Below are 25788 nucleotides of genomic sequence, written 5' to 3'. Positions count from 1 at the left end.
CGGTCTCCAGACGGAGCTTGGTCAGACCTCGTCGTCGACGATGCGGTCGGCGACCGCCTCGGAGTCGTCATCGCCCAGCGCCGACTCGGCGAGGAGGTGGCCGCCGAGCACCGCGGGGCTGATAACCGAATCCGCGCCCGCTCGCTTGAGCTTCCGGACGTTCTCGCGGTCGGTCGCCGCGGCGACGATGCGGACCTCCGGGTTGAGTTCGCGGGCCGTCAGAATGGCCAGCGCGTCCTGGGCGTCGTCGTTCGTCGCGGTGACGACGGCGCGCGCCCGTTCGATACCGGCACGCAGTTGCGGTTCCTCGTCGCTGGGGTCGGCGGTGAGCACCGCGACGTCGCGTTGCTGGAGCGTCGCGGCCGTCGCCGAGTCGGGCGTGACGACGACGAACTCCACGACGCCGGTGAGTTCTTCGAGGATCGGTTCCGTCAGTTCGCCGTAGCCGAGGACGAGCACGTGGTCCTCGAGCAGGTCGAGTTGCGTGTCTGTCATGGTGCCGAGTGCCCTGGTGATGCGGTCCTGGATGGCCGGGCCGAGCACGGACCCGAGCGCGAGCGCGAAACTCGCGGTGCCGACGACGATGGCTGAGAGGGTGAACAGCTTCGCCGACTGCGCTTCCCTCACCGGCGCCATGTCACCGTAGCCGACGGTGCTGGACGTGACAACGGCGAAGTACAGCGCGTCGGTCAGCGTCGAGAGGTTGGTGAAGTCCTCTCTGAGCGCGTAGGCGCCGGCGGTGATATACACCTGCGCCCCCAGCAGCGCCGCGATGGCCGCCTGCTGTGCCGTCGAGAGCTCCAGTTCCCTGTCGAAGAGCCGCCGGTTGATCAGCACCGTCGGAATCGACAGGAGGGAGAGGACGATGAGCGGCAACTCGACGGGCACCGAACCGACGCCGGGAACGTTCACGCTCCCCTGCAAGAGCCCCTGGATGGCGGCCATCGGAAGGAACAACAGGGTCGCGTACCAGGCGACGCGGAGCCGACGCCGGAGGCCGTAGGTGCTCACGAGCAGGAGGAACCCCGTCAGCGCCCCGGTGAAGCCGACGGTCCGCTCGATTGCCTCCGGAATGAACGGGTCCAGCGGTCCCGACACGCCCGGCGCGCTGATATTGGCCACGCCGGTCGCGAACGAGAGGATCGCGACCAGCGTCGGCAACAGCAGCGTCGCACGGACGCCGAACCAGTCGCGTACCCTGTCCATGCACACCTCCTTGCCGTCGGTCACTGTAAAACCCGCTGTCCGGCAGACGGCGTTCACGCGCCGGCCGTCGTGCACTCGCCGGAAACGATAAGCGGCGCCAGCAGAGTGAACAATTATGGCTTCCCTCCCGGTCGAGATTCTCCTCGGCATCTACCTGGGGCTGCTCGTCGGGATCATCCCGGCGCTCGTCTCGTGGGGGCTCGCGTTCACCTTCAAGTACTTCGCCGGCGTCACCATCCCCTCCTTCGGTGTGGCGGTGCTGGCTATCGCGCTGGCGGGCGTCAACGGCGGCCTGCTCGCGTTCGCGGACAAGTCGATCACCTCGGCGCCCAACGCCGAGCGGGTCGTGACCGCCATTCTGGTCGTCACGATGGCGTCGATGTACGCCCACGCGAAGGGCGACCAGATGGGGGCGGAGCTCCCGCGCCGACTCTCGCTGGACAAACTCCGGGAGAAGACGCTCTCGGCGGACGTCGTCGAGTTCGTCGGCGGCCGCGGCGAAGTCCACGTCCGCGTCGTCGGCGAAGTCGCCGACATGGAGGGGTACCCGCCCCTCTCGGAGGAACTTCGGGCCGAGATCCGCGGCGAGGAGTTCACCTTCCCGGCCGACCTGCGGATCTCGGAGCTCGAAGAACGGTTCGAAGAGCGCCTGACGAAGACGTTCGACCTGGGCGACGCCGCCGTCTCCATCGACGAACGGGGGCGGGCGTCGGTCGTCGCCGCGCCGCCGTTCTCGGGCCTGTCGAAGCGCATCGACGACGGCGACCACGCCGTCTCCGTCGACGCGCTGTTGCCGACGGGGCTCGCCCGCGGCGACGAACTGACGGTGATCACGCCGGACGCACAGGCGCGCGGAACCGTCCTGAGCGCCCGGTCGAACGACGCCGAGGCGCCGGCGGTCGATCAGACCGCGGACCCCGTCGACCCGGACGCTGGAGAGGACGACGACCTCCCCGCCAAACCCGTCCGGGCACCGACGACCGACGGTGGCGAGGGGCGGCTCACCGTCGGCGTCACGCGAACGGACGCCCAGCCCCTGCTGCGCGCCAGCGAGGCGAAGGTCGTCGTCGAGTCCCGGGGCACCCGGCGAGAGTACGAACTCGTCTCGCTGCTCCGACGTGCCGACCAGCGGTTCCGCCGCCTGACGGTGGCGGCCAACGGCGCCCTCGCCGGTGCCTCGCTCGGTGACGCAGCGATCCGTGACACGTACGGCGTCGCCGTCCTGGCGGTCCGGAACGGCGGCGACTGGCAGATCGCTCCCGGCGACGAGACGACGCTCGCCGCCGGCGACGAACTGTACGCCGTCGGCTCCCGCGACGGCCTCGACGCGTTCGCGGAGGCGGTCGCATGAGTATCCCGTCGGCCGGAGCATTCACGTCGGCCGGAACAGTCGCTCAGTTAGGCGGGCCGACCACCGAGGGGGTCACGGTGACGGTCGCCGGCGTCATCGGCGTCGCGGTCGTGGCCGGCGCGGTCGCGGGAGCCGTCGCACTCGCGTACCGCTGGTACGTCCGCGAACGCGTGCCCGCCGGGCTCTCGCTGCTCGCCGGCCTCGCCGTCGTCGCGGTGTCGCTCAGCACGACGACGTTGCTGGCCGAGGAGATCGCGCCGGACGGCCGGGACATCGCGCTCGCGACGGCGCTCGTTCACGTCGCCGCGTTCCTGACCAGCGGACTCGCCGCCACCGCCGGCACCCGCGTCGGCGACAGGCTCGGTGTCGATCTGTTCGCAACGACCGGCGTCAGCGACGTCGACGCCGACGTCAGCGAAATCGTCCAGACCGTCGGTCGCGTCACGACGGTCCAGTTACCCGAGGAGGTCGCCGACATCGTCGGCTACGACCCCGTCTCCGAGGAGACCAAGGAGACCCTCGCGGAACGGCGGTTCCTCTTCCCACGTCGGCTCTCGAAGGCCGAACTCCGCGAGCGCCTCGTCGCGCGGCTCAGAACCGACTACGGCGTCGGCCACGTCGACGTCGAGTTCGACGACGACGGCTCGGTCGAGTTCCTCGCCGTCGGTACGCGGGCTGCCGGCATCGGCCCGACGCTCCCGCCGGCGACCAACGCCGTCGCCATCCGTGCCGACCCGGCCCACGCCGCCAGCGCCGGCGACCTCGTCCAGGTCTGGGAGACCGACCCGCTGAAACGCGTTCTGACGGGCGAGCTCCGCGGCGTCGCGGGCGACGTCGTGACGGTGGCCATCGACGCCGCCGACACGCCGAAGCTGAACCCGACCGACCGGTACAAGCTCGTGACCCTGCCCGTCCAGGACCGCCCCGACCGCGAGTTCGCGTCGCTGCTCCGCTCGGCCGACGAGACGCTCGCCACCGTCACCGTCGAGGCTCGCAGCGACCTCGACGGCGTGACGGTCGACGCCCTCGACGTCACCGTCGCCGCCATCACCCGAGAGGACGAACGCCCCGAACCGTTGCCGGCCAGGAACCGGACGCTCCAGCCCGGCGACGTGGTCTACGCCATCGCGACGCCCGAGAACCTCCGGAAAGTCGAGAACGCCGGACGAGGGCCAGGGGGCGGCGTTCCGGACACCGTGGCGGGGAGGTCTGAACCCGTCGAGACAGCCGACGACTCGGACGAGTCACCCGACGAGGAGCAGGCCGAGACGGCTCCGGAAGAAGCCCCGGACCCCGCCGCGGAACTGGACGACGGGGACCACATGGACGACGGAACCGGCGATACCGAGGTCGACGAGCCGGACGCGCCGTCGACCGAGCGGTCGAACGGCGAGGGCGACGAGTCGATCCTCGACGGCGACGCGTTCGCGGACACCGACGACCTCCCCGGGATGGACCGGGAACTGGATGCACCCGACCTATCCGTCGACCAGGAAGCGACGACTGGCGACGAACAGGTCGACGACGGTGGCGCCGACGCGACGGATGACGAGGCCGACGAACCGACCGCCGACGAGACCGACGAACCCATCGTCGACGACCAGTCAAACGCCGAAGCCGTCGAGGAACACGACGACGCCGTCCCCTTCACCCCCCTCGACGTGGGGGAGGACGACCCGCTCGCCGACCCGCTGCTCGGTGGGGACGGCGTCAACGACGATTCCGACGACGGTGACACCGGTTCCGACGAAGACCGTGACGCCGCTCTCGACGATGTCGTCGAAGACAGCGACGACGCTACTGACGACGAGAACGGGATTTCCGACGGGGCGACCGACGGTGACGACGACCGTGACAGCTGACGGCGGCCGCGAGCGCTGACGCACCGGGCCCCGCAACCCTCTTTGTTCCCGGGGACGGCCACTCCGACATGGAGTGGACGCTGTTCGCAACGCTCGCCGAGACGGCGGGCGACTCGGAAGTCACCGTCAACGTCGACGCCCCGGCGACTGTCGGCGACGCGCTGGATGCGCTGGTGGCGGCCCACCCCGGTCTCCAAGACGAGGTGCTCGACGAAGAGGGGGCAGTCCGGGACCACATCCGCCTCCTCCACGAGGGCAAAGACCCGTTCGTCGAGGGTGAGGGACTGGAGACCACCGTCGAAGACGGCGACGAACTCGCGCTCTTTCCACCGGTCAGCGGGGGATAGGTCCGCGCGAATTATGCGCGAACCGATAGGTTCCTCGGAGTAGGTGGCGAATCGGTACGCTATGGCTGCGGATCGGCGCGTCCTGCTGACGAACGACGACGGCATCGACAGCCCCGGCCTCGCCGCGCTTTACGACGAACTCACGGAGATCGCGTCGGTGACGGTCGTCGCGCCCGCCGAAGACAACAGCGGCGTCGGCCGTGCGAACTCTCGCGAGGCCAGCGTCCGTGACCACGAGTGGGGGTACGTCATCGAGGGAACGCCCGCCGACTGCGTCGCCTTCGGACTCCGAGGACTCGACGAGACGCCGGACGTCGTCGTCGCGGGCCCCAACCCCGGCCCGAACGTCGGGATGCACCGACTGGGGCGGTCGGGGACCGTCGGTGGCGCCGCCGAAGCCGCCCACCTCGGAACGCCGGGCGTCGCCGTCTCGGCCTACGACGTGACCGTCGGCCACGTTCACGAACCGGACCGGGAGACGTTCGCCACGACCACGGGGTTCACGGCTTCACTCGTCGCGGACCTGCTCGACGCCGACGCGCTCGAACCGACCGACTACCTGAACGTCCACGTGCCCACGAACCCCACCGAGCCTCCGCGGACGCGCGTTACGCGTCCAGTCGACGACTTCGACGCCACCGTCGAGCGCGACGGCGACCAGCTCTCGTTCGTAGACCGCGTCTACGACCCGCTCCGAGACGACGTCGAGAGCGGCCTCCCGCCCGACGAGGGCGAGACGGATCGCCGGGCCCTCCGTGACCAAGACGTCAGCATCTCGCCACTCACCGTCGGCTTCGACTCGGTCGAACGGGAGGTCCTTCTCGACGTTCTCGACGACGGCGACTAACGATAACGGCACGAGGAAACCAGTACTCACTCCGCTACGTCAGGTCCGCCTCCAGCACGAAGTCGCAGTGCTCGCTGAATCCGACGCGAGCGGCGGCCGCCTCCGCGACGTGGCGGGGCGACTCGGGAATCAGGACTCTGGTCGCGTCGGCTCCCAGATCGTGGGCGTCCGCGCTGATGGCGTCGAACAGTCGCCTCGCGGCCGGCAGGTGGGCCCACGCGCCGACGGCGTACTCCGCCAGCGTCTCGGTGGCGTCGTCCCCAGTGGGTCGCTCCGTGGTCCGGACCCGCACCGCCATCCCGCGCGTGCCGCCGTCTTTCACGGCGAAGACGCGCTCGTCGTCGGCCAGGGCGTGGAGTCGCTCGCGAGAAAGTTCGGAGAGCGTCCAGGAGTGCTCGCTGTCGAGTGCCAGGCCGCCCAGTACGTCCCGCGCATCGCTCCGGGCCCAGTAGCTCCAGGCCGCCGCCCCGTCGTCGACGACCTGAGGGTCCTGCTCCGCGGACTGTGGCTCCGGCTCCGGTTCCGCCCACCGAAAGCTCGTCCGCGGTTCGAACCCCGCCGCCATCGACTGGCCCAGGCCCGCGTCGTTCCACCCGAACACCATGTTGCGCGCGACGGTCGCGCCGCCGTCACTGGCCCACTCGAAGAGGTCCCTGACCATCCGCAGGCCGTGGCCCTCGCCGCGATGGTCGGGATGAACGCGTATCCCCTCCAGCCACGCCTCGTAGTCGGAGAGGAACTTCCCCTGGCAGATACCGGCGACGTCGCCGTCGACTTCGACGACGACGGTTCGCCACTCCGGGCCGTTGGCGTCGACCCAGTCCTGAAACACGTCGGGGATGTAGTCGCCCCGCCCCTGGTCTGCCCAGGTGTCCCGAGTGAACGCTGCGACGGCGTCGTAATCGTCGTGGGTGGCCTGCCGGACGACGGCTTCGGTCATGTCCACCAATTCGGGCGGCGGTCCCTTGAATCACAGTTCGAGAAGAAAGAGGAACCCTGGACTACGGAACTCCCTCCCGACGAGTAAATCCGAGAAAACTGGGAGAGAGGTACTTCGAGGCTACGTCCAGGGAACGGACCGCGTCGTCATCTCGCCGGCGAGCGAGCGCCCCATCGTGTCGGCGACGTCTTCGGCGTTCGCCAGCGCCCACATCAGTTTGACCTTCGCCGTTCCGGGCAGCATATCCTCGCCCTCGACGACGCCGGCGTCGAGCAGGTCACGACCGGTGTCGTACACGCGGTCGCAGACCCGCCCCTCCAAACATTGACTGGTCATGACAACGTGAGTACCGTCGTCGGTCAGGTCCTCGATGGTGTCGATCCAGTCCGTGTTGACGTGGCCCAGGCCGGTGCCCTCGATGACGACGCCCGCGTTGTCGGAACACTGTTCGAGGAAGGCAGGATCGGTGCCGGGCGTGAACTTCACGAGGTCGACGTCGGTGGCCAGGTCGTCGTTCAGGTCGAGGTCCGTCTCGCCCCGCTGGGCGTGCTCGCGGCGGAACGAAACCTCGTTCGGTTCGTCGCTCCCACCGTAGTCGACCCGGCCGAGGGGTTCGGACCCGACCGTCTCGAAGGCGTCGCGCCGGGAGGTGTGGTTCTTGCGCACGCGCACGCCGCGGTGGAGGGCGCAGACGTCGTCGGACTCGCTGGCGTGCATGCAGACCAGCACCTCGGCGCAGTCGCCGAGTGCGGCCTCGACCGAACAGACGGCGTTCATCACGTTGTCGGAGGACGGGCGGTCCGCCGAGCGCTGGCTGCCGGTGAAGACGATGGGGACCGGCGTGTCGAGCATGAAGGCCAGCGCGCCCGCAGAGAACTGCATCGTGTCGGTGCCGTGCATCACGACGACGCCGTCTGCGCCGGCCTCGATCTCCTCGTGGACGGCGCGGGCCAGGTCCTGCCAGACGGCGGGGGTCATGTTCTCCGAGAGGATGTTGGCGACGACGCGACCGCGGTAGTTGGCCATCCCGGCGAGGTCGGGCACCGCCCGGAGGACGTCCTCGGCGTCGAACTGGGCCGTGACGGCACCGGTTCGATAGTCGACGGTCGAGGCGATAGTACCCCCCGTCGAGATCAGGGAGACCGTCGGCAGGTCCTCGTCGAACTCGACGGTGGACTCGCTCTGTTCGTCCTGTGCCCCCTCGACGTCGTACACGTCCGATTCGAGCACGTCGACGCTCGCGGCGTCGCGGTCGACGCCGACGTTGTAGCCACCCTCGAGTTTGAGGACGAGCTGGTCGGGCGTGCTGGAGGGCAAGAGGACGCCCTCGAAGGTCTGGTCCGCGCGGTCGACGCGCACCCGGTCGCCTGCGTTCATGCCCCGGGATACCGCCCCGCCGGACTTGAATCCACTCGTTCGTCGGCCGACGGCGCGGTCGGACTCGCTTCGGGCGCAGCCGGCCGGGTCGCACCGCGAGGACGGAACGACGGAACCGGCAAGGGAGAACGGAACCGAGGAACCGAACGGGGCGAACGAGTCGGCGACAGGTACACCGGTCGGAGCGGGCACGTCACCGACCCGCCGATTAAATTTCACAGTTAGTTGTCAGTCCAAAACAATTATTACCGGATTTCGTGTGCTGGACAGTAATGGAACAGTCGACAGTTGACCGGATCCGCGTCCTCCACGTCGAGGACGACGGGGACTTCGCGGAGATGGTGGCGACCTGCATCGAACGCGAGAACGACCGCCTCGTCGTGGAGACGGCGACGAGTGCCGGCGACGGGCTCGACCGGCTCGAGGATGGCGGTGTCGACTGCATCGTCTCGGACTACGACATGGGTCAGCGAAACGGTATCGAGTTCCTCGAGGCCGTCCGTGAGGACCACCCCGAACTCCCCTTCATCCTGTTCACGGGCAAGGGGAGCGAGGAGGTGGCGAGCGACGCGATCTCGGCTGGCGTCACCGACTACCTCCAGAAGGAGACCGGGGCGGACCAGTACGCGATACTGGCGAACCGGGTGGTCAACGCCGTCGAGCGAGCGCGGGCCGAGCAGGCCAAGCGTCGCCACCTGGATGCCATCGAAGCGGCCCAGGAGGGGATCAGCATCGTCGCCGAATCCGGCGAGTACGTCTACGTCAACCAGGCGTACGCGGACATCTACGGGTACGAGCCCGAGGAGATGCTCGGGGAGTCGTTCACCATCACGTACCCGGACGAGGACATCGAACTCGTTCAGGCGGACGTCATCCCCGACCTGGAGAAGACCGGCGTCTGGTCCGGCGAGACGACCGGCGTGCGCGCCGACGGCACCACCTTCGTCGAAGACCACACGCTCGCGAAGACGAAGGACGGCGAACTCATCTGCAGCGTCTGGGACAAGTCCGAGCGCAAGTCCCGCGAGCGGGCCATCGAGGGGCTTCACTGCACCGTCCGCTCGTTCATGCAGGCGACGTCGTTCGCGGACGTGGCCGAGACCGCCACGGAAGCAGTGCGGGACATCCTCGGCCTGCCCGCGGCCGCAGTCTACCGCTACGACGAGGACGAGGACTGTCTGACGCCGACCATCTGGACCGAGGAGACCGAGGCGATACTCGGCGAACCCCCGGCGTTCCCGCGAGGAGAAGGGATCGCGTGGCAGGTGTTCGAAGACGGCGAACGGCGGGTGTACGACGACGTGTCCACGGCCGAGGACCGTCTGAACGAGGACACGCCGATGCGGAGCGAGATGATCCTCCCGCTCGGCGACCACGGCGTCCTCCTCGTCGGCGTGGACGACGCCGACGCGTTCGAGACGACGGACGTTCCCCTCGCCCAGACTCTCGCCGTTCACGCGACGACGGCGCTGGACGGCATCGCGTCGGAACGCGACCTCCGCGAGGAACGCGAGTTCGTCGACCAGGCGCTGAACGCGCTCGCGGACGTCTTCTACGTGCTCGACACTGACGGGATGTTCCGCCGGTGGAACGACCGGCTCGCGGCGGCGACCGGCTACGAAGACGGCGCCATCGGCGACCTCGAACTGTCGGACCTCTTTCCCGAGGACGACTCCGAGCGGGTCCGGGCGGCCATCGCCACGGCGCTGTCGGAGGGGCACGCGACCATCGAGGCGGACCTCGTGACGGCGGATGGAGACCGAGTCCCCTACGAGTTCACCGGCGCGCGACTCACGGACACCAGCGGCGACGTGACCGGCGTGGTCGGGATGGGACGCGACATCTCCGAACGGACGGAACGCGAACGCCGACTTGAACGGCAGAACGAGCGGCTCTCGGAGTTCGCGAGCATCGTCAGCCACGACCTCCGGAACCCGCTGAGCGTCGCACGCGGTCGCATGGAGATGGTCCAGGAGGAGTGCGACAGCGAGCACGTCGACCCGGTGGTGGGCGCACACGACCGGATGGAGACGATGATAGACGAGATTCTGACGCTCGCACGCGAGGGTGACGCGGCCACGGAACCCGAGTTCGTCCCGCTCGCCGACGTGGCAGCGGACTGCTGGCGGAACGTGGAGACGGACGAGGCGAGCCTCTCGGTCCAGACGGACCTGACGATCCGTGCCGACCGGTGCCAGCTCCAGCAACTCATGGAGAACCTGTTCCACAACGCGGTCGAACACGGTTCGGCGAGCCGTCACGAGTCGCAGACGAGTGACGGCACCGTGAAGTATAGCTCCACGAGCCCTCCTTCGCACGCTCCAGAGGACACCGTGGAACACGACGGGGAGGGCGTGACGGTGACGGTCGGTGACGCCGACGACGGATTCTACGTCGCCGACGACGGCCAGGGAATTCCAGAGCCCGACCGTGACGGGGTGTTCGAAGCCGGTCGTTCAAGCGTCCCTGGTGGCACCGGGCTCGGGTTGCGGATCGTCGAACAGATCGCCGACGGCCACGGCTGGACGGTCGACGTCCACGAGAGCGAGGGCGGCGGCGCTCGGATCGTCCTGTCCGGCGTCGAAACGCGAGCGTGACGTCGGCTCCGGCTCGTCGACGCTGTTCGACGGAGAACACGGGCTTCCAATAGCAGACAGCGAACGGCCTGACCGCGCCGCGATCGGACGGGGAAAGGACCTTGAACGCTCGGTCCGGAGACACGACTATGGCCGAACGGACGGACGAACTCACCCGGAACGGGGACGGCGGCGGGAAGCGCGCCGACGAGGACGTCGTCGGCATCGATAGCGACGAGTTCGGCGTCGACGCTGACGGCACCGTCGCCAGCCCGGACGAACACGGGACGGAGTTCGGGGTCGGTGCGTCGACGTCGACACCGGCCGAGACCACTGACGCAGCGTCCTCACGCGTCGGTCGCGTCAAGCGTCGCGCCAGCAGCGTCTTCTCGCCGACGACCTTCGTCCTGCAACTCGGGGCGGCGCTCGTCGGCGTCTTCGTCCTCGGGAACCTGATCCCACTGGTCCCCTTCGCCGGTTTTCTCGGCATCTTCCTGATGGCCGGCCTCGTGGGGACGCTCTCGGCGAAGCCGCGCTACCTCGAGGCGGCGGCCGCCGGTGGTGCGAGCGGTGCGCTGGCGCTCTTTCTCGGGGCGATGGGGCTCTCCGTCGTCACGGGCGGGATGGTGCCCATCGCCGGTGCCGCCGTCGGCGCCCTGGCGGCGGTCGGCGGCTTCTACGCGGGGCGTGACCTGCGGGACGGCGTGACCAGGGACCTGTAGTCCGCGAAGCGTGGGTCCGGACCCGGCGCTCACTCGCACAGACGCCAGGTCCCGCCGGACTGCTCGACGATTCCCTCGCTGGCGAGCCACTCCAGGGCCTCCTCGACGAACTCTGGGTGGGCCTCGACGTCGCGGCTGATCGTCCGGACGTCACGGTCACCGGTCGCGAGCGCGCCGATGACGGCCGCGTAGAGGCGGCCGTCGTCGGTGCCGTCCTCGACAGCCTCGTCGATGTTCTCCCGGACCTCCGAGAGACTGCCCTGGACCCACCGCTGGGCCAGCGAGAGCTCGTTTTCGAGCTGTTTGAGTCGCTCGAGTTCCCTGGCGTGCCGTTTCAACGCCTCCGTATCGGCGTCGACGTCCTCACCGGCATCGTCGCCGGCGTCGTCGACGCTCGTCGCGCCATCGGCGCCGTCCCCGTCGGTACTGTCCCCGTCAGCGCCGTCGACTTCGATGCTGACGTAGCGACAGGAACTCACGTCGAAGCCCGGGTTCGCGGGGTAGGCGCTCTTCGCGCCGAACTCGTGAGGCGAGACCTGGACCTCGAGGCGGAGATTCCGTGCGATAGAGAAGTACTTGCGCCGCCGGTCGTCGGTGCGACTCTCGACCAGGCCGGCGTCGTCGAGCTTGCCGAGGTGGTCGATGACCGCCTTCGGACTGACGCCCAGGTACTCGCTGATCTCGGTCACGTAACAGGGTTTGTGCGCGAGCAACCTGAGAATGCGACGGCGGTTCGCGTTCCCGAGCAAGTCGAGCAACTCGGCGGAGTCCATTCACCTGAGGATAGTGTCCCAGGACGGAAAAGCGTGTCTCCTCAGACGCGCCGGCGGCCGGCGTCGTCCCGCCGTCGTCTACTGGTTGGTTCGGATGGTGCGAACCGGCCGTCGAAACGGACCAGGTGCGGTCGGATCAGTCGCCGTCGGACCGGGCGTCGTTCGTCTAGAGGCCGAGGAGGTCCCCGACGAGACCGTTGCCGGTACCGTTTCCACCGGCTTCGTTACCGGTGCCGCCGTTGTCGTTCCCGTTTCGGTCCCCGTTCCCGTTTCCGTCCCCGTTCCCGGAGGAGTCGTCGCCGTCGTCACCGGAGTCGGGATCGGCGGCGTCACCAGTGCCAGATCCCGTGTTCCCATTTCCCGGAACGTCACCGCTGGTTCCGGACCCGTTCACGTCGTCGGAGTCGCCGTCAGCGCCGGCGCCGTCGGAACTACTGTTCCCGCTATTCGAGGCGTCACCGGACCCCGTACCGTCGGACCCGGTGCCCACACCCCTGTCGCTAGGGTTTGCGTTCCCACCCCCCGTCGAGCTGCCAGTGGCATTCGTCACGTTCAGGTCGCCGTTCCCGAGACTCACGTTCCCGGTCAGGTTGCCGGCGTCGGTACCGTTCCCGCTGCCGGGGACGACGTCAGGACCGTTCCCGCGCTCACCTGGCAGGCCACGGTCGGCCGGTGGGCCCTGCCCTCCGGCGACGACGTCACGGGCGACGCCCGCAGTCTCCGGGCCGGTCATGTTCCTGGCCTCGGTGCGGAGCGTGTCGAGCCGGGTGTCGTTGATCCCCGCCCTCTCGGCGGCCCGGTCGGTCTCGTCGACGCTCGTCCGGAGCGCCGCGATGCGCCCGGAGAGCTGGCTCGACTGGGCGACGTAGGCACTCCGTGAGAGTGACCCGTTCTCGTATCGCTCCGTGAGGGTCTGGTTCCGCTCCCGGAGACGGTCGAGTCGCTGTTCGAGCGATCCCGCCCGCCGTTCGGCCATCCGGGCCTGTTTCGACTCGTTCGCACGCTCGAACCCGGCCGTCCACATGCCTGATTCGACCGTGTCGTTCGCTTCCGAAGCGCTACTCTGCATAAACGCCGTCATCTGGGTTCCGAACGCGGCCGGCTCGTCGCCACTCCCTCTGTCGGTGGCGTTCGCCTCCGTGGCCGTCTCGTTCGGTTCCTCGACCTGTGCCGCGGGGTCCGCCGTCGTCGCCGCGACGGTGGGGAGCGCTGCACCGGCAACGCCCACCAGGACGACGACTGCGACCACCGCTACCTCCCGAGTGTTCATACTCGATTCATTCTATACCAGACACCTATAAAACGACAGTCACTGTTCTCACCGTTCAGCCCGTCCTCCGGCTCCGTTCGAACCGTTCACCGAGGGGGTGAAACGCCGCCAGGAGTTCGAAGAGCGTTTATCGACGGATTTCAGTCGCTCTGGTCCGCGACGCCGGCTCCCAGCGAGTACATCACGTCTCGCAGATACGTTCACCCTTCGACAGCGCCGACCCGGCCCGGCGACCGACCGGTCGGATTGCCCGACGACAAAACGCTATGGGCGAGTGCTTATGTGTGTTAATGTCTAACACCCAGTGAACAGCATGTTCGAACGATTCTCCCGAGGCTACTACCTCGGGCGGCTGTACGTTCAGCCCCATCCCGAGGGCGAACCGGCGATCTCCCGCGAACAACACGAACAGGTCAACCGCGAACTGTACGCGACCGGCGAAGGCGTCGAGCGGACGGACCATCCGCTCGTCATGAAACTCGACACTCACCACCTCGCCGTCCGGGGGGACGAGTCCGTCCCCGCGGACACGCTCGCGGTCCCGCGCGACCTGCTCGAGGACACCTCCGTTCGCAACCCGCCGGCGCTCCACGAGGTACTCCTGGCGAAAGCCGACCGTGCGGAGCAGTTGCTCCCGGTCGCCGAAGGAACGGCAGTGTAGGGCCGACCGACCCGCGGCCACGGTCGCTCTCCTGCAAGATTTTTACCGTCACACGCCGCCTTTCGAGTCGATGATCGACAGGTTGCTCGGCCGGGCGAGCCTGAAAGCGCGGGTCGAGACGCTGGAGGAAGAGAAGCGTCACCTCGAACGCGAACGCGACGCCGAGTCCGAGCGCCGCGCCGAGGCCGTGAGCGACCGCCAGGCGGCCCAGCAGCGCGTCAACCACCTGGAGGACCGTATAACCGAACTCGAAGACCGCGTCGAGCGGCTCAAGCGCGACGATTCGACCGCCGATTTCCGCCGCCAGGAGGCGGGCGCCGGAGACCGTCGCGACGAAATCCTGGACCGACTCGAATCCGTCGAGACCGGTCCCGAGGGCGTGTTCACCGCCTTCGTCGACGCGGAACACGACCTCCCACCGGCCGTCCGCGACGCCTTCGGCGACCGCGCCGGGCTGGTCGCCCGCGCCACACCCTGCCTGGCCGTCACCGACGACGCCGGGCTGCTGGGCGCCTGTCTGTCCGTTCCCGTCCCACCCGAGCCCTTCGCCTCGTGGGACGACCACGTCACCCTCCAGCGCGAGTGGTTCGAACCCACCGGCGAGTTCGCCCTCGCCCTCGTCCGCTCGGATCTCTTCGCCCTCGGCGAGTACCGGGGCCGCGAGCGCACCGCCTTCCACGGCTTCGACGCCGACCTGAAGAGCCAGCACTCCAAGGGCGGGTTCTCCCAGGCCCGCTTCGAACGCCTCCGCGACGCCCAGATCGATTCCCACCTGGAGCGCTGCAAGGCCGCGCTCGAAGAGCGCGACGCCGAGCGCCTCTTCGTCGTCGGCGAGCGCAGCCTGCTCTCCCAGTTCGACGACGTCGCCGACGTGACGCAAAGTGTGGACGCGACCGGCGACCCGGAGTCCGCGCTTGGGGACGCCCTCCACGAGTTCTGGACCCTTCAGTTGCGCACGTTGTAGTTCGATTTGTCCGGTCTTCGACTGCGAGAACGAACGAGTACGACAGCCCGAAAGCCCCCGCTCTCTCGGGTCGGGGGACCGCGACTGCGCTCCTCGGCCTTCGGCCTGCGGTGCTTGTCGGGTCCGCCTTCCCCGAGACAGCGGCCCCTTTCATTCCCACCCGTTTCTCCTGGCTAATCGGCCGAACCGGGTGGACTGAAAGGGGCGTGCGGTTCGAGGAACCCCGGCGAAGCAAGCACCGCAGCCCGGAGGGCGAGGAGCACAGCGAGCCGCGGGACTCGAACCGCGCGGGGCTTTCAAGTTGTTCTCGGTACCGTTCATCGTCGCGATTCACCTCTCCCGAACTGGGTCTCACCGACGAACATTTAGGAGGCGGGCGGTCGATTTCACAGGTATGAGAGTCGCCGTACTCGCCCACGAATCGTTTCCCGACCGGGCAAAGACAGCCGTGGGGATCCTGCGCTACGGCGACCACGACGTCCGGGCGCTGCTGGACCGGGATACCACTGGCGACCGGGTCAGCGACCACGTCCCGGACCTCCCCGACGTCCCGATCGTGGCCTCGCTCGACGACGTCGAGGACGACCTGGACGCGCTGATCGTCGGCGTCGCGCCCATCGGGGGCGAGTTCGACCCGTCCTGGCGCGACGACGTTCGCCGGGCGCTGGAACGGGGGTGCGACGTCATCGCGGGTCTACACGACTTCCTTGCCGACGACGAGGAGTTCGCCACGCTGGCCGCCGAACACGGCGCAGCACTCCGGGACGTCCGCCGCCCGCCCGACGACCTCACGGTCTCGGAGGGACGGGCGAGCGAGGTCGACGCGCGCGTCATCGAGACCGTCGGAACTGACTGCTCGACGGGGAAGATGACCGCCGCCTTCGAGGTGCGCGACGCGGCGCGCGAGCGCGGCATCGACGCCGCCGTCGTCCCGACGGGCCAGACCGGCGTGATGATAGCCGGCTGGGGGATGGTCGTCGACCGGGTGATATCGGACTTCGCGGCCGGCGCAGTCGAGCAGATGGTCCGCGAGGCCGCCGACGACCACGATCTGCTCGTCGTCGAGGGCCAGGGGGCCATCGCCCACCCCGCCTACTCCGGCGTGACGACGAGCATCCTCCACGGCGCGATGCCCGACGCCCTCGTCCTCTGCCACGTCGCCGGCCAGGAGACAGTCCACGGCTACGAGTCCTTCGAGATTCCCGACCCAGCGAGCTACGCCACCCTCTACGAGGCGATGGCCGCGCCGGTCCGGCCGGCGGACGTGCTCGCCGGCATGGTCAACACGAGCGGTCTCGACGATGGGCCGGCCCACGAAGCAGTCGATTCGTTCGCCGACGAACTTACCGCACCGGCGACGGACCCCGTCAGGTTCGGCGTCGGCGACGACGTGCTCGACGCGCTGCTGTGACCATGGACACGTCCTTCAACTACCACGAGCTACCGGTCGAGGACCCGTTCACCATCGCCCGCGGGACGACCGGCACCACCGACGCGTTCGTCGTTCGACTCGAACGCGAGAGAATCGTCGGCGTCGGCGGTGGCACGCCCAGCGCCTATTACGGCGAGTCCCCCGACTCCGTCGCCGACGTGCTTCCCGACCTCCTCACCGTCGTCGAGGACGTCGACGACCCCCACGCCGGCCAGCGAATCGCCGACCGACTCTCGCGTCGGGCACCCGACGCCCCCGCCGCGCGGGCCGCCGTCTCGACAGCGCTGGCCGACCTCGCTGCGCGCGACCTGGAGGTTCCCCTGTATCGCCAGTGGGGACTGGACCCCGAGATCGCGCCGCCCACGTCCTACACCGTCGGTATCGCCGACCCCGGAGAGATGGCCGACCGGGCCAGTGCGGCCGTCGAGGCGGGGTTCGATCACCTGAAAGTCAAACTCGGCACCGACGACGACCGCGCCCGCTTCGACGCCGTCCGGGACGCCGCACCCGACGCGGAGATTCGGGTCGACGCGAACGAGGGCTGGGACGCTGACGAGGCCATAGCGAAGGCCGACTGGCTCGCCGCGGCGGATGTCGAGTTCCTCGAACAGCCCGTGCCCGCGAGCGACCTCGACGGCCTCCGTCGCGTCTCCGCCGAGACGTCGCTCCCGGTGTGTGCCGACGAGGCCTGCGTCACCGCGAGCGACGTCCCGCGAGTCGCCGACGCCTGCGACCTCGTCACGGTGAAGCTGATGAAGTGCGGCGGCCTCCGCCCGGCACTCGAACAAATCCACGCCGCACGCGCGCACGGCCTGGAAGTGATGCTCGGCTGCATGGTCGAGTCGAACGCCTCCATCGCCCCAGCCTGCCACCTCGCGCCGCTGGTCGACTACGCCGACCTCGACGGGGCGCTCCTGCTGGCCGAGGACGTTTGCGAGGGCATTCCCGTCGAGAACGGCGCGTTCGACCTCGGTGCCGTGGCCGTGGGGACGGGCGCGCGGCTGGTCGAGTGACAGGAAATCGGCAAAATCGTGGGCGGTCTGCCGCGGTCTTCGACGGGTTCAGATCAGGTCGAGCGTACGGAGCGTCCGTTCGAGCTGGACCTCCTCCTGTTCGTCCATCCGCCAGAGGGGGCGTCGCATCGGGCCGGGGTCGAAGTCGACCTCGGGGTGCAGGTCGAGCGCGGACTTGACGCCGCCGAGGTACGGGCCGCGGTCGATGGCCTTCCAGATGTCGAAGACGGTGCTCTGGAGTTCCCGGGCGCGGTTCTCCTCGCCGCTGACGTAGGACTCGTACAGGTCGACGGTGAGCTCAGGGAAGACGTTGGAGACGGCGCTGACGAGTCCGGTACAGCCGATCTCGAGTTCGGCGAACAGCAGCGAGTCCAGCCCGGCGAGGTAGGTCAGCTCGGGGTTCTGGTCGATGGCCTGTCCGAGCCAGGCGACGTCGCCGCTCGAGTCCTTGACGCCGACGATGCCGTCGAGGTCGGCCAGCCGGTCCAGCGTCTCCAGTTCGAGCTTGTTCCCCATCCGCGCGGGGAAGTGGTAGATGTACACCGGGATGTCGATGGCGGCGGTGACCTCCTCGTAGTGCTCGATGATCGCCGTGCTGTCGATAGGGTAGTAGTACGGGATGCCGACGACCGCGGCGTCGGCGCCGTTGGCCTCGGCGTCCCGGGCGTAGGAGACGGTGTTCCGGGTGCTCGGGGCGCTCACGCCGGCGATGACCGGTACTTCGTCACCCACCTCGTCGACGACGGCCTCGATGACGGCCGCCCGCTCGTCGGGCTTGAGCATCGGGAACTCGCCGTTGGTCCCCAGCGGGAAGACGCCGTGGACGCCCCGGTCGACGACGAACCGGGCGTGTGCGGCGGTCGCGTCGAGTGCCAGCTCTTCCTCGTCGGTAAACGCGGTAATCGTCGGCGGGATCACGCCGTGAATCGAAACGTCATGCGTCGGGCCGTTGGTCGTCATCTGTCGAAGCCTTCGAAAACGGGTGATATGAATCTATCGTCACGTTGGCAGCTTGGGGATCCGACGCACAGTCGCGTGGTGGCCACTCTCAGGGGATCTAGCCCGTATCGCGAGAACGAGTTACGACGAGAGCCAGTCGGCGAAGGAGTCCTCGCCCTGGCTCAGTTCGAAGTAGTCCCGCTGCATCTCGCAGATAGCGTCCTCCAGGGAGTGGCCGTCGTCGAGGTGCTCGCGGACGCGACCGATCTTCCACGAACTCGGCGTCTCGCCCGCGGTCCAGCGGCGTTCCAGCGGGTCGAGGAACTCGTCGGCCCGGCGTTCGGGCACGTCCTGTGCGTCGAGACCCGCGCGTGCGAGGGAGAATATCTCGTCGTAGATGACGTCGTGGTCGGTGGTCCGCTCGCCGTCTTCGGTCACCCACGCCAGTTCCGCGTCGAGGCCGTTTCGGGCCGCGTCGTAGAACGAGCGACGCGCGTCCTGCCAGGGGAGCTCGGCCAGCGGATGGCCGGTCGCGACCAGCCCCCGGACGAGGCCGGCGACCAGCACCTGCGTGCCGATGAGGTCCTCGACAGTCGGCTGGGTCGGGATCGGTCGGTACTCGATGCGGAGCGACTCCTGGTCGCCCGCACCGTCGACCGGGTCGCCGCCGACGACGCACCGGAGCCAGCGCCAGTAGGTCCCCCGCTTGTGGTCGAACTCCCAGTGCTCGTCGTGGACGCCCTGGCGGGGTTCGTCGGTGATCCACTCCCGGAGGAACGGGGCGAAGCAGTCGTCCGCGACGACGCGGTCGACGACGTCCTCGCTCGTCTCGATGTCCCTCGGCACCCTGACTTTCGGATTCTCGCTGGTGTTGACGGACTGCTCGAACGCCGCGATGCGGAGTTCGTGGTGGGTCTCGTCGAGCAGTTCGTACGGATCGTCGACCCGATTGTACAGGTCTGCGGGGAGGAGTGGCGAGTTCGCCGTCAGCGCCAGCACCGGTCCGAGCGTGCGGATGGCGGCGTTGTAGTAGTCCGGGAACTCGCCGGCGGTCGGCACCTGCAGGTGGGGCTGGATCGAGGTGGTGAGCGACTCGAAGAGGATGGAAGGGAAGGCGTGCTCCGCGCCGGGCACGGAGAACGATATCTCGCCACCAGCGTGGGCCAAGGCCTCGTTGTCCAGCGCGACGTAGCGGGGATACTGGCGCATGTTCTCTGCGAACACGACGCCGTCACGCTGCTCTACGTCGGTGAAGTAGTCGAGGGTGCCACCCTCGGGCGGGATGGTCCACATCGCGTCGAGCACCATGTCGCGGTTCTCGGCGAGCGCGGCGTCCCGGGCCTTCTTGACGCGCATCTCGACCGACGTCGTCTGGACCTCCAGCCCCGTCGCGCCGAACTGGTCGGGGTCGGTGTTGATCTCCGCGTTGTGGACGCCGAGTTCCTTCGCGGCCGGCCCCTCGAACACCGACTCGGGGAGCGCAGCCAGTTTTCCCTCCCATTCTTCGGGGTCCATGTACGGTTCGTCGACGTCGTCGGGTTCTTCGTCAAGTGCGTCGTCATCTGCGGACTCGTCGCCGTCCACCGCACCGGCGTCGGCCGCTCCGGGGTCTGGCACGGGATCAGCTGGTTCCAGCGACGGATCGAGCGCGGCGCTCGCACTGCTGCTCAGGTCGGCGTCGAGGTCTGCTCCGTCGGCGTCCGCCTCGTCGGCCTCGTCAGTGCCTGCCTCCGCTATCGCGTCGCCGTCTTCGGGGTCGTCCTCGACCGGTTCGGGCTTCTCGTGTATCGCGTAGACTTCGACTTCGAGGCCGACGGCGAAGTCCTCGTTGTCGAATCGCCCCGCCGCGATGGCCTCCCGTAACGCCGCGGCCTGCTCGTCGACGCGCGCGGTGAACTCCGCGTCCGTCTCGTCGGCGAGCGACCGGCGAACCAGGTCGACGACGTCGTCCATGCGCAGTGTATTGACGAGGGGTTGGTTTATACTGTCGGTTGCCACACCCCCGACGGCGCCGCCCGACCCTCACTCGAAGAGGTCCTCGTGACGCGCCGCGAGGTTGGCGTAGTCACCCGACGAGAACGCCTCGAACACCGAATCCGGGTCGATGTTCGTCTCCGATAGCGGCGTCACGGATGCGGGCATCCCCCTGACGAACGACTCCGGCGGGACGTCGTAGCCCGGCGGCACCACCGTCCCCATCGCCACGATGGACCCCGCGCCGATGGTCGCGTCGCTGACGGTGGAGTTGAACCCCACGAGCGCCCCGTCCTCGACGGTGGAGTCGTTGAGCGTCGCGCCGTGGCCGACCATCACTCGCTCGCCCACGTTCGAGACGTGCACCACCGCGTTGTCGCCGATGGCCGTCTCCCGGCCGATGTCGACCGGCCCGACGTCACCGCGCAACACGACGCCCGGCCAGACGTTCGCGTTCGGACCGACGCGCACGTCGCCCACGACCGTCGCCTCGGCGCTGACGTGGGCGTACCCGTGGATCTCAGGCTCGCTCCCTTCGAAGCGGTATTCCCGACTGTCCATGTGTGAATAAACGTGTCGCGAAGCTATAAGGTGTCGCAACGAGACGAGATGTTTATTTTTTACGTGCTTCTGTACCCCGGAAATTCGGGAGGCTAAGAACCCTTCGCCGGTATCGACCCCTGAAACCGAAGGGACTATTATAGGTAAGCGACTGTATATTTGAGACAGACCGAGGCCCGATCGGTAAACAATCGAACACATCCGATCTGGACTTGGTGGGCCTGGTGGGCCCAGTAGCGCGGTCGAAGCGCGGTAGAAGGATCACAATGAACGGGAAGGACATCGAACTCTCACGACGCAGAGTACTGGGTGGTATAGCAACGGTCGGTGCAGCCAGCGCGGCCGCTGGGGCAGGGACGTTTGCGTACTTCAGTGACACCGAAACGAGCGACGGCAATACGATCAATGCCGGGACTCTAGATCTCGGGTCATCTACGGGGGGCACTATCAGCCTCTCAAACGCGGTTCCGGGTGACACAACATCAGTCACCGTCACCTCGACGTATTCCGGATCCGTCGACGCCGAAGTGGACGTCGATTTTTCCGTCGCCGAGGACACCATCACCGAAAACTCCGAGCCCACGTCGAACAGCACCGAACTCAATGCCACTGAGTTCGCGGAATACCTCGAGGTCACGGAAGCGTCGGTTGACATCGGTAGCACCCCGCACGAAGAAGACCTCCTTTCGAGTGTGAGCGACACAAATGGAAACTCGTTGACGGACCTCGCTGACCTGGTGTCGGCAGCATCATTTGACTCGGTGACTGGGAACAACGTCACAGATGGAGAAGACGTATCGGTCACTCTCAGTTTGACTTTCGACGAGAACGCTGGAAACGACGCACAAGCAGATGGCGTGGATATCACTATCGACCTGATCGCCGAGCAGTCGGGCCGGGACTGACTGAATACGTATTGGTCCACACGACTTAGAGCGGGTCGTTAAACGAACGTAACGGTCGCCGAGATACACGATAGAGGATCGTATAGTAATGGTGAAAGACGGGTACCAAATCACGCGAAGGCACCTCCTCGGTGGCCTTGCCACGGTCGCCGGCGCGAGCGCCGCGAGCGGGGCTGGAACGATGGCCTACTTCAGCGACACCGAAACCAGTTCTGACAACACCATCAGCGCGGGGACCCTCGAACTCGATTTTGACAGCAACGGTACCTTCGCGTTCAACACGGCGCTCGCTCCCACGCAGACGACGGAGGAATCGGTCACACTCGTCAAGGGCGGAAGCATCACTGGTTCGCTCGACGTCGACGTCTCCTACTCCGAGAGTGACGGGAACAACAACGACGAGGACGTGAGCGCTCAGGACGTGGCCGAAAGCCTCGAAGTCGAGACGCTCGACTACGGCGGGGACATAAGGGATCAGATCGATTCGAGTGCCGACCCGCCGACGCTTCACGACCTCGCGAACAACGAGCACGGGGCCGACGAGTCCACCCCGAACGACCTGATCAACCTGGCCGACCCCGGCAGTGGCACGCCGTTCACCGTCGGCCTCCGACTCAAGGACGTCGGCAACGAGTTCCAGAGCGACGGCGTCAGCATCACCTTCGACTTCTACCTGAACCAGAATGACGGACAGTAACCCCAGCGATTCGGCGGGCGTCGACTGGCGCCGGATAGCAAATCTCGTGGGGCTGGCCGTTCTCGCCATCGTCGTCTTCCTCTTCGTCGCCGCGGCGGTGCCACAGATAGTCGGCGCTGACGAGAGCTACGTCGTCCTCTCGGACAGCATGTCGCCAGCCATCGAAGCGGGCGCCGTCGTGTTCGTAGGAGAGGTGCCTGCGGACGACATCGGCGAGGGGGACGTGATCACCATCGAGCGAGCGGGCGCAACTGGGGATTCCTCCCGCGTGACCCACCGCGTCGTTGAGGTGGTCGAACGGGACGGCGAGCGCCGGTTCCGGACCAAGGGCGACGCCAACGAGGACCCCGACCCGGGGCTCGTCGCGCCGTCGGAAGTCGTCGGCGTCGTGCAGTTCCACGTCCCCTACATGGGCTACGTCACGTCGTTCGCCCAGACCCGGCTGGGCATCCTCGCGCTCGTCGTCGTCCCGGCCGTCCTCCTGGTAGTCTCCGAAGTCTGGGACCTCCTGACCGCGACGGCGACCACGAGAGAGGAGGACGAGGACGCACCGCCGAGAGGTGACGACGGGTCGTGACTGGGCCTACCCGACCGTTCCGCGATGAGCCCGAAGAAGTCGAGGAGTCGAACGACGACAGGCGGTTGCTGGCCCTGTTGGCGCTCGCGTTGCTCGTCATTCTCGGCGCCGGTATCGGTACCATCGCGTTTCCTGGGACCGGACCCGACGAGGAACCGACGCCCACGCCGGCGCCCGTCACGATCACGCCGACGACGGCGACACCGACGCCGACCCCCGGCGCCGGCCCGCCCGCGGCGACGGTCACACCCGCGGCGACGGCCACGCCCACCGCGACGCCGACGGCGGTCGACACAGCGACGCCGACCGAGACGCGGCGCGACGACCGTGACGAGGCGGACGGCAACGACGACGATGACGACGACCGGGATAGCGACGACGACAGCCCGTCGCGCGTCGACCTGACCGCGGACGGAAGCACTGTCCTGGTGGCGGCATCGGAGCTGGCCCCGGGCCACAGCGGACAGAACGCGGTCACCTTCGAAAACGCGGGCGACGCGAGCGGACGCCTGCTGGTGAACGACACCGTCGTCGTCGACCACGAAAACGGGCTCCTGGACCCTGAGAAGGCCGTCGGCGACGACGCGACCACGGGCGAGCTCTCCGGCGCGCTCGAAGTTCGGCTCTTCGTGACCTACGCTGACGGAACCACCGAGTATCTGTTCGGTTCGGCGAGCCAATACGTGACCTTGCAGTCCCTCGACGGAGCGGACCGGTCGAGCACCGAGACGCTCGGAGCCGGCGAGCAGGCGACCGTCACGTTCGAGTGGCGACTCCCGACGTCGACCGACAACGAGGTCCAGAGCGACGGCGTCGAGTTCGACGTCGACTTCGTCCTGCGACAGACCGCTTGAGTGAGTTTGGGGTTCGGTGTGGTTAGACTTGATTCAGTTGTTCTTTATCGAGATTGTTGCGACGGAATCCGTGTTGCGTACGTGTGTGAAGTGAGTGGATGGTTCTCGGTGGAGTTGATGAAACGAATACCCACAGCAACAACTCGAAAGCCCTCGGCGCGCTCGACTCGCGCGGACCACGCTGCGCTCCTCACTTCGTTGCGGTCCTTACGGGTCCGTGCTTCGCCGACCGCGCCTCGCCCTTTCAGTCCTCCAGGCTCCGCACCGCAGCCCTGCCCTTCCCCTGGTCGCGAGGGCCTCGCTGTTGCTCGGCCACTCGCTCCCGGCCGTGCTATGCGGCCAGGAAGCGTATCGCTCGCCGGACGGCGAGCGACCGGGGAGGAATGGCGGAGTCAATCGCGAGCGCGTTTTATCGCGCGAGCGATGCAGAACCTGGTGGACTGAAAGGGCGAGGCGGGCTCCGGGAACCCCGGACCGACAAGCACCGGAACGGAGTGAGGAGCGCAGTCGGTCCGCGGGACTGGAGCGCGCCGAGGGCTTTCGACGTAGTGTCTCCCCTACTCAGTGGCAATCGCTAACTCACCAAATCGCTCAGTCTTTCACCTGTACTGACCGTTTCCAGGAGTCAGAGAAAGTCGAGATAACAACGCGTCAGGCCGTTTCCTCAGCCGAACAACAGCCCCAGATTCATCCCGGTCACGACGACGCCGAACACCGTCAACACCGCCGGCGGGCCGTAGAACAGCACCGGGTCGTCGTCGAGGACGCCGCCCCAGAGGGAGATACCGATACAGGCGTAGAGGACGAGGAGTTTCAGGCCGAGGAAACCGCCGCCGCCGAACGTCTCGATGGCCAGTCTGATCACCGGGTTTGCCTCGGTAAGCGTCGCGGTGAAATACACCATCGCGATCGTCGTCACCACGTCACCGACGCCGTAGGTGGCGGTGGCGACGAGCCACATGCGGGAGAATCCGTCGACGCTGAAGGAGGAGCCTTCGAGCGTGAGCCAGTTCGCACGTGCTGTCGACATCTGTGTCACCAGTTGGCCACGAGACATATATAGATAGGCATCTCAGTATCAATACTGATATTGTAAAGGTAAGACAGCTGTCGTAATTGGCGACGTGGAGCTGCCGTCCCGTGATTAGTAAACGAAGTTTGAGCTCGGCACTCGGCAGAGATTCCAAAATATCGATATCATTGTTCCAGTACCACCGGCCCGGCATCACCGAATCGGAAGGCCAAATGCACCGGGATCAGTCGATGCGGACCACGAGCACGGGCGCTTCGGAAGACTTCACCACGCGCTCGGTGACGCTACCCAGGTTCGCCACGCGGTCCCGCCCGGTCCGTCCGTGGGTTCCCATCGCGACGACGTCGGCGTCTATCTCCTCGGTGTAGTCGATGATCGTCTTGTGCGGAATGCCGTCGCGCATCTCGGTGACGACGTCGACGCCCGCCTCCTCGGCCGCGACGGAGGCGTCGTCGAGTGCGAGTTCGCCCTCCTCCTCGAGGGACTGGATGACGTCGTCCTGGGTGTCCTTGTCCGCCGCGAGGTATCGTCGCCGGTCGACGACGTAGAGCACGTGGAGCGTCGCGTCGTTGTCGCGCGCGAGTGAGACGGCGTGGTCGATGGTCTCCCGGGATCCCTTGCTCCCGTCCGTCGTCAGCAACACCGTGTCGTAGCGCACCATATCTGAATGGGAGTTCGTCACAGTGGTTGATAGCTCTGGTGCCGGCTCCCAGGAGCCGAGGTCCGGCGGGCCCTCACTTCGTTCGGCCCCGCCCTGCTCACGGCTCGCTTCGCTCACCGTTCGCTCGTTCGGTCGCCCCTCCCTGCGGTCGGGCCGACCCGCTGCTCGCGTGTCGCTAACGCTCCCGCTCGCTCGTTCGGCGGGCCCTCACTTCGTTCGGCCCCGCCCTCTCTCAATACACTTATC

24 protein-coding genes are annotated in these 25788 nt (G+C 67.6%); 14 read left to right on the top strand and 10 right to left on the bottom strand.

The genetic code is table 11. The features are described from left to right. Positions 1-21: 21 nt before the first annotated feature. Entirely contained in the window at positions 22-1206 is a 1185-nt protein-coding gene (locus AC5FRV_RS12090) for an NAD-binding protein (RefSeq protein WP_493561347.1), read from the bottom strand. 115 nt (positions 1207-1321) lie between these two features. Here AC5FRV_RS12090 and AC5FRV_RS12085 point away from each other — a divergent pair, with 115 nt between their 5' ends. The 4 genes from AC5FRV_RS12085 (at position 1322) to surE (ending at position 5613) form a co-directional block, all read left to right on the top strand. Continuing rightward, on the top strand, positions 1322-2557 hold the full coding sequence (locus AC5FRV_RS12085) for a potassium channel family protein (RefSeq protein WP_493561346.1): 1236 nt from the start codon (positions 1322-1324) through the stop codon (positions 2555-2557). Continuing rightward, complete coding sequence (locus tag AC5FRV_RS12080) at positions 2554-4419, top strand: cation:proton antiporter regulatory subunit (RefSeq protein ID WP_493561345.1); 1866 nt, start codon at positions 2554-2556, stop codon at positions 4417-4419. Before AC5FRV_RS12085 ends, AC5FRV_RS12080 begins: the two co-directional genes overlap by 4 nt. Before the next feature lie 68 nt (positions 4420-4487). Beyond that, positions 4488-4766 carry a ubiquitin-like small modifier protein 1 gene (locus tag AC5FRV_RS12075; protein ID WP_493561344.1) on the top strand — a complete coding sequence of 93 codons (279 nt, stop codon included), beginning with the start codon at positions 4488-4490 and terminating at the stop codon, positions 4764-4766. 61 nt (positions 4767-4827) lie between these two features. Continuing rightward, the gene (surE, locus tag AC5FRV_RS12070; RefSeq protein WP_493561343.1) at positions 4828-5613 is read left to right on the top strand and encodes a 5'/3'-nucleotidase SurE; all 786 of its coding nucleotides are present in this window, start codon (positions 4828-4830) and stop codon (positions 5611-5613) included. A 34-nt stretch (positions 5614-5647) separates the two neighbouring features. On the opposite strand, the gene AC5FRV_RS12065 is transcribed toward surE, so the two are convergent. Together AC5FRV_RS12065 and gatD are read right to left on the bottom strand one after the other, a co-directional pair. Next, the gene (locus AC5FRV_RS12065; RefSeq protein ID WP_493561342.1) at positions 5648-6553 is read right to left on the bottom strand and encodes a GNAT family N-acetyltransferase; all 906 of its coding nucleotides are present in this window, start codon (positions 6551-6553) and stop codon (positions 5648-5650) included. A gap of 120 nt (positions 6554-6673) precedes the next feature. Next, complete coding sequence (gene gatD, locus AC5FRV_RS12060; protein ID WP_493561341.1) at positions 6674-7930, bottom strand: Glu-tRNA(Gln) amidotransferase subunit GatD; 1257 nt, start codon at positions 7928-7930, stop codon at positions 6674-6676. Between the two features lie 272 nt (positions 7931-8202). Here gatD and AC5FRV_RS12055 point away from each other — a divergent pair, with 272 nt between their 5' ends. Beyond that, a complete protein-coding gene (locus AC5FRV_RS12055; protein ID WP_493561340.1) occupies positions 8203-10527 on the top strand; it encodes a receiver/sensor box histidine kinase in 2325 nt (774 codons plus the stop codon). A gap of 128 nt (positions 10528-10655) precedes the next feature. After that, positions 10656-11228: a DUF8526 domain-containing protein gene (locus AC5FRV_RS12050; protein WP_493561339.1), complete on the top strand. Its 573-nt coding sequence runs from the start codon at positions 10656-10658 to the stop codon at positions 11226-11228. Positions 11229-11257: 29 nt separating this feature from the next. On the opposite strand, the gene AC5FRV_RS12045 is transcribed toward AC5FRV_RS12050, so the two are convergent. Both AC5FRV_RS12045 and AC5FRV_RS12040 read right to left on the bottom strand, forming a co-directional pair. Beyond that, on the bottom strand, positions 11258-12001 hold the full coding sequence (locus tag AC5FRV_RS12045) for an ArsR/SmtB family transcription factor (protein ID WP_493561338.1): 744 nt from the start codon (positions 11999-12001) through the stop codon (positions 11258-11260). 166 nt (positions 12002-12167) lie between these two features. Further along, positions 12168-13271, bottom strand: a complete 1104-nt coding sequence (locus tag AC5FRV_RS12040) for a hypothetical protein (RefSeq protein ID WP_493561337.1) — start codon at positions 13269-13271, stop codon at positions 12168-12170. 313 nt (positions 13272-13584) lie between these two features. On the opposite strand from AC5FRV_RS12040, the gene AC5FRV_RS12035 reads away from it, so the two are divergent. The 4 genes from AC5FRV_RS12035 to AC5FRV_RS12020 all read left to right on the top strand — a co-directional run bounded on the left by AC5FRV_RS12035 (position 13585) and on the right by AC5FRV_RS12020 (position 17341). Further along, positions 13585-13932, top strand: coding sequence for a DUF5802 family protein (locus AC5FRV_RS12035; RefSeq protein ID WP_493561336.1), 348 nt, complete (start codon positions 13585-13587; stop codon positions 13930-13932). Between the two features lie 70 nt (positions 13933-14002). Next, on the top strand, positions 14003-14896 hold the full coding sequence (locus tag AC5FRV_RS12030) for a Vms1/Ankzf1 family peptidyl-tRNA hydrolase (RefSeq protein ID WP_493561335.1): 894 nt from the start codon (positions 14003-14005) through the stop codon (positions 14894-14896). Positions 14897-15290: 394 nt separating this feature from the next. Next, positions 15291-16307, top strand: a complete 1017-nt coding sequence (locus AC5FRV_RS12025; protein WP_493561334.1) for an N-acetyltransferase DgcN family protein — start codon at positions 15291-15293, stop codon at positions 16305-16307. 2 nt (positions 16308-16309) lie between these two features. After that, positions 16310-17341 carry a dipeptide epimerase gene (locus tag AC5FRV_RS12020; protein ID WP_493561612.1) on the top strand — a complete coding sequence of 344 codons (1032 nt, stop codon included), beginning with the start codon at positions 16310-16312 and terminating at the stop codon, positions 17339-17341. Positions 17342-17389: 48 nt separating this feature from the next. Here the strand turns inward: AC5FRV_RS12020 and AC5FRV_RS12015 are convergent, their stop codons facing one another. From AC5FRV_RS12015 to AC5FRV_RS12005, 3 genes are all read right to left on the bottom strand, one after another. Next, a complete protein-coding gene (locus AC5FRV_RS12015) occupies positions 17390-18301 on the bottom strand; it encodes a dihydrodipicolinate synthase family protein (protein ID WP_493561333.1) in 912 nt (303 codons plus the stop codon). A 120-nt stretch (positions 18302-18421) separates the two neighbouring features. Beyond that, entirely contained in the window at positions 18422-20233 is a 1812-nt protein-coding gene (locus AC5FRV_RS12010; protein WP_493561332.1) for a glutamate-cysteine ligase family protein, read from the bottom strand. Positions 20234-20302: 69 nt separating this feature from the next. Then, positions 20303-20815 (bottom strand): gamma carbonic anhydrase family protein, encoded by a 513-nt coding sequence (locus AC5FRV_RS12005; protein ID WP_493561331.1) that lies wholly within the window; start codon positions 20813-20815, stop codon positions 20303-20305. Positions 20816-21081: 266 nt separating this feature from the next. On the opposite strand from AC5FRV_RS12005, the gene AC5FRV_RS12000 reads away from it, so the two are divergent. The 4 genes from AC5FRV_RS12000 to AC5FRV_RS11985 all read left to right on the top strand — a co-directional run bounded on the left by AC5FRV_RS12000 (position 21082) and on the right by AC5FRV_RS11985 (position 23848). Beyond that, the gene (locus tag AC5FRV_RS12000) at positions 21082-21720 is read left to right on the top strand and encodes a TasA family protein (RefSeq protein WP_493561330.1); all 639 of its coding nucleotides are present in this window, start codon (positions 21082-21084) and stop codon (positions 21718-21720) included. Between the two features lie 88 nt (positions 21721-21808). Then, on the top strand, positions 21809-22417 hold the full coding sequence (locus tag AC5FRV_RS11995; RefSeq protein WP_493561329.1) for a TasA family protein: 609 nt from the start codon (positions 21809-21811) through the stop codon (positions 22415-22417). Continuing rightward, positions 22404-22994 (top strand): signal peptidase I, encoded by a 591-nt coding sequence (locus tag AC5FRV_RS11990; protein ID WP_493561328.1) that lies wholly within the window; start codon positions 22404-22406, stop codon positions 22992-22994. The genes AC5FRV_RS11995 and AC5FRV_RS11990 overlap by 14 nt, the downstream gene beginning before the upstream one ends. Further along, entirely contained in the window at positions 22991-23848 is an 858-nt protein-coding gene (locus tag AC5FRV_RS11985; RefSeq protein ID WP_493561327.1) for a hypothetical protein, read from the top strand. The genes AC5FRV_RS11990 and AC5FRV_RS11985 overlap by 4 nt, the downstream gene beginning before the upstream one ends. Before the next feature lie 664 nt (positions 23849-24512). Here the strand turns inward: AC5FRV_RS11985 and AC5FRV_RS11980 are convergent. Continuing rightward, positions 24513-24878, bottom strand: a complete 366-nt coding sequence (locus AC5FRV_RS11980) for a DUF5658 family protein (RefSeq protein ID WP_493561326.1) — start codon at positions 24876-24878, stop codon at positions 24513-24515. Positions 24879-25104: 226 nt separating this feature from the next. Then, positions 25105-25542, bottom strand: a complete 438-nt coding sequence (locus tag AC5FRV_RS11975) for a universal stress protein (RefSeq protein WP_493561325.1) — start codon at positions 25540-25542, stop codon at positions 25105-25107. Between the last annotated feature and the right edge of the window lie 246 nt (positions 25543-25788).

The organism is Halomicrobium sp. HArcel3 (assembly GCF_058933135.1).
This window is presented reverse-complemented; position numbering and strand designations above follow the sequence as displayed.

Bases quoted from the DNA above. Each gene is read 5' to 3' on its own strand.
- AC5FRV_RS12015 (WP_493561333.1), bottom strand. From the start codon at position 18,301: ATGACGACCAACGGCCCGACGCATGACGTTTCGATTCACGGCGTGATC.
- AC5FRV_RS12005 (WP_493561331.1), bottom strand. From the start codon at position 20,815: ATGGACAGTCGGGAATACCGCTTCGAAGGGAGCGAGCCTGAGATCCAC.
- AC5FRV_RS12045 (WP_493561338.1), bottom strand. From the start codon at position 12,001: ATGGACTCCGCCGAGTTGCTCGACTTGCTCGGGAACGCGAACCGCCGT.
- gatD (WP_493561341.1), bottom strand. From the start codon at position 7,930: ATGAACGCAGGCGACCGGGTGCGCGTCGACCGCGCGGACCAGACCTTC.
- AC5FRV_RS12050 (WP_493561339.1), top strand. From the start codon at position 10,656: ATGGCCGAACGGACGGACGAACTCACCCGGAACGGGGACGGCGGCGGG.
- AC5FRV_RS12035 (WP_493561336.1), top strand. From the start codon at position 13,585: ATGTTCGAACGATTCTCCCGAGGCTACTACCTCGGGCGGCTGTACGTT.
- AC5FRV_RS12030 (WP_493561335.1), top strand. From the start codon at position 14,003: ATGATCGACAGGTTGCTCGGCCGGGCGAGCCTGAAAGCGCGGGTCGAG.
- surE (WP_493561343.1), top strand. From the start codon at position 4,828: ATGGCTGCGGATCGGCGCGTCCTGCTGACGAACGACGACGGCATCGAC.
- AC5FRV_RS11975 (WP_493561325.1), bottom strand. From the start codon at position 25,542: ATGGTGCGCTACGACACGGTGTTGCTGACGACGGACGGGAGCAAGGGA.
- AC5FRV_RS12040 (WP_493561337.1), bottom strand. From the start codon at position 13,271: ATGAACACTCGGGAGGTAGCGGTGGTCGCAGTCGTCGTCCTGGTGGGC.
- AC5FRV_RS12055 (WP_493561340.1), top strand. From the start codon at position 8,203: ATGGAACAGTCGACAGTTGACCGGATCCGCGTCCTCCACGTCGAGGAC.
- AC5FRV_RS12065 (WP_493561342.1), bottom strand. From the start codon at position 6,553: ATGACCGAAGCCGTCGTCCGGCAGGCCACCCACGACGATTACGACGCC.
- AC5FRV_RS12000 (WP_493561330.1), top strand. From the start codon at position 21,082: ATGAACGGGAAGGACATCGAACTCTCACGACGCAGAGTACTGGGTGGT.
- AC5FRV_RS12010 (WP_493561332.1), bottom strand. From the start codon at position 20,233: ATGGACGACGTCGTCGACCTGGTTCGCCGGTCGCTCGCCGACGAGACG.
- AC5FRV_RS12080 (WP_493561345.1), top strand. From the start codon at position 2,554: ATGAGTATCCCGTCGGCCGGAGCATTCACGTCGGCCGGAACAGTCGCT.
- AC5FRV_RS11995 (WP_493561329.1), top strand. From the start codon at position 21,809: ATGGTGAAAGACGGGTACCAAATCACGCGAAGGCACCTCCTCGGTGGC.
- AC5FRV_RS11980 (WP_493561326.1), bottom strand. From the start codon at position 24,878: ATGTCGACAGCACGTGCGAACTGGCTCACGCTCGAAGGCTCCTCCTTC.
- AC5FRV_RS12020 (WP_493561612.1), top strand. From the start codon at position 16,310: ATGGACACGTCCTTCAACTACCACGAGCTACCGGTCGAGGACCCGTTC.
- AC5FRV_RS12085 (WP_493561346.1), top strand. From the start codon at position 1,322: ATGGCTTCCCTCCCGGTCGAGATTCTCCTCGGCATCTACCTGGGGCTG.
- AC5FRV_RS12090 (WP_493561347.1), bottom strand. From the start codon at position 1,206: ATGGACAGGGTACGCGACTGGTTCGGCGTCCGTGCGACGCTGCTGTTG.
- AC5FRV_RS12075 (WP_493561344.1), top strand. From the start codon at position 4,488: ATGGAGTGGACGCTGTTCGCAACGCTCGCCGAGACGGCGGGCGACTCG.
- AC5FRV_RS12025 (WP_493561334.1), top strand. From the start codon at position 15,291: ATGAGAGTCGCCGTACTCGCCCACGAATCGTTTCCCGACCGGGCAAAG.
- AC5FRV_RS11990 (WP_493561328.1), top strand. From the start codon at position 22,404: ATGACGGACAGTAACCCCAGCGATTCGGCGGGCGTCGACTGGCGCCGG.